The following is a 12,175-nucleotide window of genomic DNA, read 5'->3' as shown; positions in this document are numbered from 1 at the left end:
TAACTTTCAGGCGATTTTACCATTGCGTGGTAAGATTTTGAATGTGGAGAAAGCAATGCATCATAAAGTATTCGAAAACGAAGAGATTAGAAACATATTTACCGCTTTAGGAGTTACTGTAGGAACTGCAGAAGACAGCAAAGCCTTAAATCTTGAAAAACTAAGATATCATAAAGTAATCATCATGTGTGATGCCGATGTCGATGGTAGTCACATTTCTACCTTAATATTAACGTTCTTCTTCCGTTTCATGAAAGAGCTGATTGAAGAAGGTCACGTTTATATCGCAGCACCACCTTTATACTTAGTTAAAAAAGGAAACAAAAAAGAATACGCATGGAATGATGTTCAGCGTGATCAGGCGAATGAAAGAATGGGAGGAAGTGCAGCTATCCAACGTTATAAAGGTCTTGGAGAGATGAATGCCGAGCAATTATGGGAAACCACAATGGATCCAAACTTCAGAACATTACGTCAGGTTACAATTGATAGTCTTGCAGAGGCAGATAGAGTATTCTCTATGTTAATGGGAGACGAAGTTCCGCCACGTAGAGAATTTATCGAGAAAAATGCTGTTTACGCAAATATCGATGCCTAATAAAAATTAACTTTCAATTCGTTTAATTGTTTAAATTTACTTAAACGATTAAACGAATTGTCAATTTATAAAACAAACAAAAAAACAAATTAATAACCGATAAAGTATAAAATATGAAAGTTACCATTGTAGGAGCAGGAAATGTTGGAGCTACATGTGCAGACGTTATTTCTTATAGAGGAATTGCCAGCGAAGTAGTGTTGTTGGATATTAAAGAAGGCTTTGCCGAAGGAAAAGCGTTGGATATCACACAATGCGCCACAAATACGGGTTTTAATACTAAAGTATCAGGCGTAACCAACGATTATTCTAAAACTGCCGGAAGTGATGTAGTGGTTATTACATCAGGAATTCCGAGAAAACCAGGAATGACAAGGGAAGAATTAATTGGTATAAATGCAGGAATTGTAAAAACAGTTGCTGAAAATGTACTAAAGTATTCTCCTGACACTATAATAGTTGTAGTTTCAAATCCAATGGATACTATGACTTATTTAGCTTTAAAAGCTACAGGATTGCCAAAAAACAGAATTATAGGTATGGGAGGGGCTTTAGATAGTTCTCGTTTTAGAACATATCTTTCTCTTGCTTTAGATAAACCTGCCAATGATATTTCAGCAATGGTAATTGGAGGTCACGGTGATACGACTATGATTCCGTTAACACGTTTAGCATCTTATAACGGAATTCCGGTTTCGCAATTCCTTTCAGAAGAAGTACTTCAAAAAGTTGCTGCAGACACAATGGTAGGCGGTGCAACACTTACAGGGCTTTTAGGAACGTCTGCATGGTATGCTCCGGGAGCTTCTGTGGCTTATTTAGTAGATAGTATTCTAAACGATCAAAAGAAAATGATTGCATGCTCTGTTTTCGTAGAAGGGGAGTATGGACAAAATGATATTTGTATAGGAGTACCGTGTATAATTGGTAAAAACGGTATCGAAGAAATTGTAGATATTCATTTAAACGACCAGGAAAAGGCTTTATTTGCCAAAAGTGCAGATGCAGTTCGTGGCATGAATGATGCTCTAAAATCGATTTTAGTATAATAAAAACAGGAAAAAAAGAAAAAGGCTGCACTTTTGCAGTCTTTTTTTTGAGATTAATTAATAAATAAATTGGTTAATGTTTTCGTTAATTATATATTTGCTCGATTTAAAAAAAATGTTGTAATTCGTGATCTCGATTTTTTAGTTTTAAAAACTCATGTCAGGGCTTATTTTTAGGGGATTTAAAACCAAAAACAAACATAAAACATAATTAATTTTTAGTAATAATGCAGAATAAAGGACTTATTAAATTTTTCGCAATTCTATTTGCATTGGTAAGTATTTACCAACTATCATTCACTTTTGTGGCAAACAATGTCAAAAGTGAGGCTAAAGCTTTTGCAGGAGATAATCCTGATAAAGAGCTAAAATATTTAGATTCTATTGGTAAAGAAAAAGTGTTTAATCTTGGTTTTACTGACTTCACTTATAATGAAGTAAAAAACAAACAATTAAATAAAGGTCTTGACTTAGAAGGAGGAATCAACGTAATTCTTCAAATCTCTGTTAAAGATGTTTTAAAAGGATTAGCAAACAATTCTAAAAACCCAGTTTTTAATAAATCATTAGCTGATGCAACTGCAAATTTAGAAGGTAATAAGACCTATTTAAATAAATTCTTTGAAGCTTTTGAAGCAAACTCAAACGGAACTACAAAATTAGCTTCACCAGATATCTTTGCAAACAGAAGTTTACAAGGTGAAGGTGGAATTGATTTCCAAATGACAGATGCACAAGCTCAAAAAGTAATCAAAAGAAAAGTTGATGAGTCTATCGAAAGTGCTTACAAAGTATTAAGAGAGCGTATCGACAAATTTGGTGTGACACAACCAAATATTCAAAAATTAGGAGAAACAGGAAGAATCTTAGTGGAGCTTCCAGGTGCTAAAGATGTTGACAGGATTAAAAAATTATTAGGTGGAAAAGCTCAATTAGAGTTTTGGGAAACTTATAAAATTGAAGAAGTTGGTAACTTCTTAGTTGTTGCTAACGAAGCTTTAAAGAAAACTGAAGTTAAAAAAGTAGAAACTAAAACGGTTGCTAAAGATTCATTGAATGCTTTATTAACTGATGCTAAAGATTCAGTTGATACTAAAAAAGGAAACAATCCTTTATTTGACAAAATGATCACTCAAGGTGGAGGTCCTGTTTTAGGATACTTCGCTACAAAAGATACTGCAACAATTAATGCTTATTTCAAAAGACCAGAAATTAGAATTTTATTGGCTGCTGACCAACACAATGCAAAATTTGTTTGGAGTAAACCAACTACTGTAAAAGATCCTAAAGCAAAAGATTTAGCAAGCGCTAAAGATATTGAAGCAGTTGAATTATATGCTTTAAAAGGTAACAGAGATAACGTACCAGCGATGAGCGGTGGAGTTGTAACTGATGCAAAAGATACTTTTGACCAAATGGGTAAACCAGCTGTTTCTATGCAAATGAACAGCCAGGGAGCTAAAGTTTGGGAAGAATTAACAGGAAGAGCTTTCTCTCAAAAAGGTTATATAGCTATTGTATTAGATAACATCGTATATTCTGCACCAGGTGTTACAAGTGGTCCTATTGCTGGAGGAAGATCTGAAATTACAGGTTCTTTTGATGTTGCTGAAACTAAAGATTTAGCTAACGTATTAAACGCAGGTAAATTACCAGCTTCTGCAGATATTATTCAATCTACTGTTGTTGGACCATCTTTAGGTCAGGCTGCAATTGATGCAGGAACAATTTCATCTGTATTAGGATTCTTATTAGTTTGTGTTTGGATGGTATTCTATTATGGTAAAGCTGGATGGTATGCAAACCTTGCTTTATTATTGAACTTACTTTTCTTATTCGGAATTATGGCAAGTTTTGGTTTTGTATTAACATTACCAGGTATTGCAGGTATCGTATTAACATTAGGTACTGCGGTAGATGCGAATATTATTATATATGAAAGAGCAAAAGAGGAATTACGTGAAGGTAAATCATTATCTGAAGCTGTAGCTGCGTCTTACGGATGGCACGGTGCAATGCGTTCTATTATTGATGCAAACGTAACTCACGTTTTAACTGGAGCGATCTTATTTATCTTTGGAACAGGTCCAATCAAAGGTTTTGCTTTAACATTACTTATTGGTATCGTAACTTCGTTGTTTACTTCTATCTTTATTGCTAGAATTTTCATTGACAGAAACATTGCTGGAAAAGGTGATTTAACTTTCTCTACAAACATTACTAAAAACTGGTTTACTAATTTCCACTTTGACTTTATTAAAATCAAAAAATTCACTTATATCTTCTCTTCAATTGTAGTAGTTGTAAGTTTAATTTCTATCTTTTTCGTTAACGGATTGGATGAAGGTGTTGATTTTGTTGGAGGAAGAACTTTCCAGGTTAAATTTGAAAAACCAATTGATGCTACAGTAGTTTCAGATGAATTATCTGCTGCTTTTGGAACTCCGGTTGAAGCTAAAATTTTAGGTGATGACGATCAGTTGAAAATCACAACTAAATATAAAATTAAAGAAGATGGTGTTGCTATCGATGAAGAAGTAAACCAAAAATTATACAAAGGATTACAAAAGTATTTCCCAAATACAACTTACGATAAATTCATCAACTCTTTTGACGGTAAAAAAGTTGGAGTATTACAAGCTTCTAAAGTTGGAGCTTCTATCTCTGAAGATATCAAAACAAACTCATACTGGGCAGTTCTTGGAGCAATGGCAGTTATTTTCTTATACTTAATGATCTCTTTCCGTAAATGGCAGTATTCATTAGGTGCGATTGCAGCTGTTGCGCATGACGTAATCTTTGTATTAGGAATTTACTCTTTATGTTATAAATTCATGCCATTCCACATGGAGATGGACCAGCACTTTATTGCTGCGATTCTTACTGTAATTGGTTACTCTATGAACGATACTGTAATTGTATTTGATAGAATTAGAGAGTTTATCATCGGAAACCGTAAAGGTACTTTCGAAGATATCGTAAACGCTTCTATTAACACTACATTATCTAGAACATTGAATACTTCATTAATGATGATCATTGTATTATTAACGATGTTTATCTTCGGTGGAGAATCAATCAGAGGATTTATCTTTGCCATGTTAATTGGTATTATTGTGGGTACTTATTCATCATTATTTATCGCTACACCAGTATTGGTTGACTCGATTTCTTCTGCTGATAAACACACAATCGAAGACAAGCATAACAAAGCATAATTAATTGCTTAAACTATATAAAAAAGATTCGGTGAAAGCTGGATCTTTTTTTTTGTATTATATTTAATGAACTTTAAAATGATTTATGGGTAGAAAATTACTTTTATGTTTATTGTTTCTTTTCAGTGTTTTAAAAATTACTGCACAAGAAGCTAATTCACGATTCTCTATTGGTTTTAATTATGGTTTTGGAAGTGAATTCAATAATAAAGATTACACTTTTGAAAATCACTTTTATAAAGTGCAGTTATATTATAAATTAAAAGAGACGAAGCATTTTCAATATGAAATTCTGGTTCAGCCCGAAATTAATTTTGCCAAACATCAATTGTTGAATTTCTATTTTGTTAAACCAGAAACTCCGGATTATCAAGAGAAAAGAGATAAATATACGCAGTTAAAAGATGTACGGGAATATGTACTGAATCTTGGTTTTTTAATTCGGAAACCAATTAATAAAAACTGTTCTTTTTATGCTTTGGGAAGTGTGGGTCCAATGATAACAGATACGAAAACCGAAAGAATGTCTAAAGGTTTTGCTTTTGCAGACGTTTTAGCGCTTGGTTTTTCTTTTAGAGTACAGAAGGTTCAATTTGATATTCGCCCTGAAATACGGCACGTTTCTAATGCAGGATTGAGTAGTACAAATGCAGGTTATAATACTAAAAATATAGAATTTGGGATTTCATATCCATTATAAAAAAAAGTCCAGTATTTCGAAATACTGGACTTTTATATTTTATTGATTCTTATTTAATATATTAAGAAGCGGCTAAAGGATTTCTTTGTGCTCTAATAATAAAGAAAAGACCAATTATAATAAATGGAATACTTAACCATTGTCCGGTTGAGAATAAACCTAATTCTTCTTCGATACCTCCCTGGCTTTCTTTTACAAATTCAACTATAAATCGAACAACAAATAAAAGAACTAAAAATAATCCGAATAAGTACCCTGACTTAAGTCTTGCATTAGTTTTCCAATACAAGAAATATAAAATTGCAAACACAAATATGTAGCAAAAAGCTTCATACAATTGTGTTGGGTGTTTTGCAGGAACTTGTGCTAATAAATCAGCAAATTTAGGTTCTGTAGCTATTGCATTATATGCGTCTTTTGGATTAGCGATTTGTGTTGCATTTACCGCTTCGGTCTTGCTAAACTTGTCGTGTAAAAAACGAATTCCGAAAGCCGATGTAGTTTCGTGTCCAATAATTTCTGAATTCATAAAGTTTCCTATACGAACAAAAATAGCACCGCTGGCAACGGGAATTACTACACGGTCTAAAATCCATAATAATGGACGTTTTAAAATCATTTTGCTGTAATAATACATAGCAAAAATAATGGCAATTGCCGCTCCGTGACTTGCTAAGCCTTGAAATCCAGTGAATTCAAATTTTGGTTCAAACTTAACAGGTAAGAAAATCTCAAGCAAATGATTTCTGAAATATTCCCAATCATAAAAGAAAACATGACCTAAACGAGCTCCAATTAACGTTGCTAAAACAGTCCAAACAAATAGTGAGTCTAATTTGTCTAACGATTCATGTTCGCGTTCGAAAATCTTTTTCATTAGGAACCATCCTAAACCAAAAGCAATTACGAACATTAAACTGTAATAACGAATCATAAAAAATCCTAAATCTATTCCTTCTGAAGGATTCCAAACGATGTTTAAAGGCTGTGTCATATAGAGTAATGTTTTTATATATGTTGTAAAAATAAATATTAAATGTGGAGCAAGTCTTTATAAAAAGTTAATGTTTATGTGAACATTTCTTCTCAGGAACGGGATCATACCCAGTTCTTCCCCAAGGATGACAGCTTAAAATTCGTTTCATTCCTAAATATCCTCCGTAAAATAATCCGTGCATTTGCAATGCCTGAATCATATAAGTCGAACATGTTGGCTCAAACCTGCACGAAGCGGGCGTAAAAGGTGAAATCGCAGTTTGATAAAAGCGTACTAATAAAACAAATGGCGTAATGACTTTCATGGTTTATTAGAATTTGTCTTTTAAATAGAGAAGCTCGTTCCTTCTTTACCGTCTTTTAGCTGAATTCCTAAAGCAATTAACTGATCGCGAATTTGATCTGAAAGTGCGAAATTTTTATCTGCTCTCGCCTGATTTCTCATTCCGATAAGCATGTTTACAACACCTTCTAATTTGTCGTTGTTGCTATCTGCTGCTTTCTCATCGCTTAAACCTAGAACATCAAAAACAAAAGCATTTATAGCTGTCGAAAATAATTTTAAATCTTCGGCAGAGATAGTTTCTTTTCCTTCTTTTAATAAATTGATGTAACGAACACCTTCAAATAACTGCGCAATTAAAATTGGCGTGTTAAAATCGTCGTTCATTGCATCATAACAAGCTTGTTTCCATGCAGTAAAATCAACAGAACTTGAAGAACTGGCTGTTATTGCTGGTAATGCTTCAAGAGCTTCTATTAATCTTTTATATCCTTTTTCAGCTGCTGTAATGGCATCATCAGAGAAATCTAAAATACTTCTGTAATGCGCCTGCAACATGAAAAATCTAGTTACAGATGCAGAAAAGGCTTTACTTAATATAGTATTATCACCGCTTAGAATCTCTCCCGGTAAAATATTATTTCCAGTAGATTTTGCCATTTTCTTTCCGTTAAGAGTTAGCATATTGGCGTGCATCCAATAATTTACCGGCGATTGTCCTGTGCAAGCTTCGTTTTGAGCGATTTCACATTCGTGATGTGGGAATTTCAAATCCATTCCGCCACCGTGAATGTCGAAATGATTTCCTAAATACTTAGTGCTCATTGCAGTACATTCTAAGTGCCATCCCGGGAAACCATCGCTCCAAGGAGAAGGCCATCTCATGATATGTTCTGGTTCGGCTTTTTTCCAAAGTGCAAAATCCTGCGGATTTCTTTTGTCTGACTGTCCGTCAAGATCACGGGTGTTAGCAAGCATATCTTCGATGTTTCTGCCGCTTAAAACTCCGTAATTATTAGTTTCGTTATATTTTACGACATCAAAATAAACAGATCCGTTGGCAACATAACCAATTCCAGTATCGATGATTTTTTTGATGATTTCGATTTGCTCAATAATATGTCCTGTTGCAGTTGGCTCAATACTTGGCGGTAAAAAGTTGAAAGCTTTTAGAATATCATGAAAGTCAACAGTATAACGCTGAACAACTTCCATTGGTTCTAACTGCTCTAAACGTGCTTTTTTTGCAATTTTATCTTCACCTTCATCAACATCATCTACAATATGACCAACATCGGTAATATTACGGACATAACGAACTTTGTAATCCAGATGTAAAAAATACCTGAAAATCACGTCAAAAGACATAAAAGTCCTCACGTTTCCTAAATGCACATTGCTATAAACCGTTGGTCCGCAAACATACATTCCAACATTTCCTTCATGGATTGGTTTGAAATTTTCTTTTTCACCCGAAAGTGAATTGTATATTTTTAGGGGTTGACTGCTATATAGTGGCATATTTTTTTAGTTGATTTTTTTTAGGAGCTATTCCTGCTGTCCGCTGTATCTTTTATCTCGTAATGACGAGACCATAAAAGGATGCCGCTTCCATCAGGGCTAGACCATAAATATAATAGAAATATCGTAAAAAATTAGAACTGAGTCTCTAATTTAATATAGTCTAAAAATTCTCTTTTAGTTTGAGGATCTTTGAATTTTCCACCGAATTCAGAAGTTACTGTACTGCTTTCAATATCTTTAATTCCTCTTGAGTTAACACAAAGGTGTTTTGCGTCGATAACGCAGGCAACATCTTCGGTTCCTAAAGCTTTTTGAAGTTCCTGAACAATCTGCATTGTTAAACGCTCCTGAACCTGAGGTCTTTTAGCATAATATTCAACAATACGGTTCATTTTTGATAAACCAATAACTCTTCCGCTTGAAATATAAGCAACGTGAGCACGTCCTATAATTGGTAATAAATGGTGTTCGCAGGTAGAATAAACGGTAATGTTTTTCTCAACTAACATTTCACCGTATTTATAATTATTGTCAAAAGTTGAAGCTTTTGGCTGTTTTGCAGGATTTAAACCACCAAAAATTTCCTTTACAAACATTTTAGCTACTCGGTTTGGAGTACCTTTTATGCTGTCATCTGTCAAATCCATTCCCAGCGTTTGCAGAATGTTTTCAACATCTTTTTTAATTTTTTCTATTTTTTCCTCATCAGTTATGTCAAATGCATCCGCTCTCAGAGGGTTTTTTGCATTACTGCTGAAATGATTGTCACCTATTTCGTCTAAAAAATCTTCGTTATTTATCATTAAAAACTACTATTATAATGGGTATATCTTTTTAAGGGGGTAAAGATAATTAATAAATAGGAAACCTTTTCTATCGTTTTTACTATTTAATTGATCCTTTTTGGATATAATTTAAAATTGGTCTATTTATGACTTTTTTAAAACGCAAAAGACAATAACACAAATGGTTATTGTCTTTTGAAAGTTTAAGTTTAGTTTGTTTTTTATTTACTATTGTACACCAAAAGAGCTTCTTTTAAGATATTTACAGCAATTACTAAGTCTTTTTTATTCAAAACATACGCAATACGAACCTGATTCAATCCCATTCCCGGAGTTGAATAAAATCCTTTTGCAGGAGCAATCATTACTGTTTCGCCATTTAAGTCGTAACTTTCTAAAAGCCATTGAGCAAAATCATCAGAATCTGAGATAGGTAATTCAGCAATACAGTAAAAAGCACCTTTGGGTTTGGTAACAATTACGCCTTCAATTTTATTTAGTTCTGAAATTAAAGTGTCACGACGTTCTTTATACTCACCAATTACTTCATCAAAATAACTTTGTGGTGTATCAATTGCAGCTTCGCACGCAATTTGTTCAATTGTAGGCGGGCTTAAACGTGCTTGCGCAAATTTCATTACTGTTGCCAGTACTTCTTTATTTTTAGTAATCAAGCATCCAATTCTTGCACCACACATACTGTAACGTTTTGAAACTGAATCGACCATGATTACGTTTTGTTGTACATCTTCTAAATTCATTACAGAATAATGAACATCATCACCATCATACAAAAACTCACGATAAACTTCGTCAGCAATTAAATACAAATCGTATTTTTTAATTAAGCCGGCTAATTGTTTAATTTCAGCTTCTGAATATAAATATCCGGTTGGATTTCCGGGATTACAAATTAAAATTGCTTTTGTTTTTGGTGTAATCAACTTTTCAACTTCTTCGATACTTGGCAAAGCAAATGCCGTTTCGATAGTAGAAACAAGAGGAACTACGGTTGCACTTGTAGAAGAAGCAAACGCATGATAATTAGCATAAAAAGGTTCTGGAATAATGATTTCGTCTCCAGGATCTGTAATTGTGGCCAGTGCAAACAAAAGGGCTTCAGAGCCACCAGTTGTAACAATGATGTCTTCTGAGTTAACGTTTACATTTTGGCGCTGGTAAAATTTTGCTAATTTTTTTCTGTAGCTTTCATATCCGGCTGACGGACTGTATTCTATAATACTTAAATCAATATTTTTTACCGCCTCGATGGCCACTTCGGGTGTCTTGATATCCGGTTGACCAATGTTTAAGTGATACACTTTGTGTCCTTTTTGCTTTGCTAAATCTGCATATGGAGCAAGCTTACGTATCGGTGATTCGGGCATGTTTCTGCCTTTGCTTGAAATTGTTGGCATGAGATTTTTTATTGAAGTGCAAATTTGCATTTTTTTTTCGAATTTAACGTAAACAATGCATAGACTTATAAAAATCTAACAATAATAAATATATTTACTAATTTTATAATAAAATATTGTCAATGAAAAAATATATTGTGTTGTTTTTTGGGTTATTGTTACCTTTTTGTGTAAAATCTCAGGATAGTTTTATTATCCAAAATAACAAACAAAAGGCTGTGATCCCTTTTAAATTGATAAATAACCTCATTTTTATTCCGATTAAAGTAAACGGAATCGAGCTGAATTTCTTATTAGATTCTGGCGTCGAAGAAACTATTTTATTCAGCATGGATGAAATGAAAGAGGTTAAATTTAATAATGTCGAAAAAATCAGACTTAGAGGATTAGGATCTGAAAGTGAAATTGAAGGACTTAAATCGACAAAAAATACTTTTGAAACACACGGATTAAGATCTGATAATCATATGTTGTTTGTTATTTTAGATCAAAGTTTTAATCTTTCGTCCCATATTGGTATTCCGGTAAATGGAATTATTGGCCATAAATTCTTTAAAAATAATATCGTAGAAGTGAATTATGAAAAGCGAAAAGTTATTGTGCATTCAAATAACGAATCGATTAGAAAAAAACTCAATAAAAAATTTAAAGCGATTCCTATTACCATTGAAAAATCTAAGCCTTATATTTACACAACTGCAGTTGTAGACAATGAAGAAATTCCAGCAAAGCTATTAATCGATATTGGTAATAGTGATGCTTTTTGGGTTTTTGAAAATAATAAAATAAAGCTCCCAAAGAGAAATTTTCCTGATTTTCTAGGAAAAGGTTTTAGCGGTGATATTGAAGGGCATCGTGCCAGAATTGAAAAATTTATAATTGATGAGTTTGAATTTAAGAAACCGATTGTAGCTTTTCCAGATTCGACATCTATCAGAAATGTAAAGATGGTTCCAGACCGTATTGGTTCTGTAGGCGGAGAAATTTTAAAACGTTTTACAGTAGTTTTAGATTATGCTGATAAAAAACTGTACCTTAAAAAAAATCATAAGTTTAAAGATCCTTTTACTTATAATAAAAGTGGGATTACAATTCAGCACAATGGACTACAGTGGGTTCAGGAAACGGTTCATTTAGAAACAGTAAAGGTTGCCGCATCATTAAGCGAAGGAGAAGCAAACCAAAATAATGGTGGGAATTTTAGATATAAATTTTCTTTGAAACCCGTTTATGAGATTGTCAATATCAGAAAACAATCTGCAGCAGAAAAATGCGGATTACAAAAAGGTGATCTTATTACTTCTATAAATGGTGAACGACCTTATAAATATTCGTTACAGCAAATTAATCAGCTTTTAAAATCTGAAGAAGATAAATGGATTAATCTTGAAGTAGAACGTAACAGTCTGATTTTGAAGTTTAGATTTAGGCTGGAAGATGAGTTGTAAATTGTAGATTATGATTCTTTAAATTTTTTAGATTAAAAGTTTTGTTTCATTAATGATTTTTAAAATTGATTGAATTTTGTGAAAAAATAAGTGTTAAAACTACTTTTTTGTTTAAGAAACATTAATAATTTATTAAGTTTATCAAAAAATAGCAGT

General features: G+C 33.0%; 10 protein-coding genes. 5 read left to right on the top strand and 5 right to left on the bottom strand.

Annotation, left to right across the window (positions count from 1 at the left end; genetic code table 11):
• From B3C18_RS17290 to B3C18_RS17275, 4 genes are all read left to right on the top strand, one after another.
• Positions 1-598: toprim domain-containing protein (locus B3C18_RS17290; RefSeq protein ID WP_291149366.1), on the top strand; the 598-nt coding region annotated here is incomplete at its 5' end.
• A gap of 113 nt (positions 599-711) precedes the next feature.
• Positions 712-1,647 (top strand): malate dehydrogenase, encoded by a 936-nt coding sequence (gene mdh / locus B3C18_RS17285; protein WP_053470983.1) that lies wholly within the window; start codon positions 712-714, stop codon positions 1,645-1,647.
• A 227-nt stretch (positions 1,648-1,874) separates the two neighbouring features.
• Entirely contained in the window at positions 1,875-4,865 is a 2,991-nt protein-coding gene (gene secDF / locus B3C18_RS17280) for a protein translocase subunit SecDF (RefSeq protein WP_291149362.1), read from the top strand.
• Between the two features lie 85 nt (positions 4,866-4,950).
• Positions 4,951-5,565, top strand: a complete 615-nt coding sequence (locus B3C18_RS17275; protein ID WP_291149359.1) for an acyloxyacyl hydrolase — start codon at positions 4,951-4,953, stop codon at positions 5,563-5,565.
• 61 nt (positions 5,566-5,626) lie between these two features.
• Here the strand turns inward: B3C18_RS17275 and lgt are convergent, their stop codons facing one another.
• The 5 genes from lgt to B3C18_RS17250 all read right to left on the bottom strand — a co-directional run bounded on the left by lgt (position 5,627) and on the right by B3C18_RS17250 (position 10,571).
• The gene (gene lgt, locus B3C18_RS17270) at positions 5,627-6,559 is read right to left on the bottom strand and encodes a prolipoprotein diacylglyceryl transferase (RefSeq protein ID WP_291149358.1); all 933 of its coding nucleotides are present in this window, start codon (positions 6,557-6,559) and stop codon (positions 5,627-5,629) included.
• A 67-nt stretch (positions 6,560-6,626) separates the two neighbouring features.
• Complete coding sequence (gene yidD / locus B3C18_RS17265) at positions 6,627-6,866, bottom strand: membrane protein insertion efficiency factor YidD (protein ID WP_291149357.1); 240 nt, start codon at positions 6,864-6,866, stop codon at positions 6,627-6,629.
• A gap of 20 nt (positions 6,867-6,886) precedes the next feature.
• Positions 6,887-8,365, bottom strand: coding sequence for a cysteine--tRNA ligase (gene cysS, locus B3C18_RS17260; protein ID WP_291149355.1), 1,479 nt, complete (start codon positions 8,363-8,365; stop codon positions 6,887-6,889).
• A gap of 134 nt (positions 8,366-8,499) precedes the next feature.
• Positions 8,500-9,171, bottom strand: a complete 672-nt coding sequence (gene folE, locus B3C18_RS17255) for a GTP cyclohydrolase I FolE (protein ID WP_056204093.1) — start codon at positions 9,169-9,171, stop codon at positions 8,500-8,502.
• A gap of 203 nt (positions 9,172-9,374) precedes the next feature.
• On the bottom strand, positions 9,375-10,571 hold the full coding sequence (locus B3C18_RS17250; protein WP_291149352.1) for a pyridoxal phosphate-dependent aminotransferase: 1,197 nt from the start codon (positions 10,569-10,571) through the stop codon (positions 9,375-9,377).
• Positions 10,572-10,693: 122 nt separating this feature from the next.
• Here B3C18_RS17250 and B3C18_RS17245 point away from each other — a divergent pair, with 122 nt between their 5' ends.
• Entirely contained in the window at positions 10,694-12,019 is a 1,326-nt protein-coding gene (locus tag B3C18_RS17245; protein WP_291149349.1) for a PDZ domain-containing protein, read from the top strand.
• Positions 12,020-12,175: the final 156 nt, after the last annotated feature.

The sequence above is a fragment of the Flavobacterium sp. UBA7680 genome (assembly GCF_002482975.1).
Lineage (GTDB): Bacteria > Bacteroidota > Bacteroidia > Flavobacteriales > Flavobacteriaceae > Flavobacterium.
The sequence above is the reverse complement of the archived record's forward strand: the minus strand, read 5'-3'. Positions and strand labels throughout refer to the sequence as shown.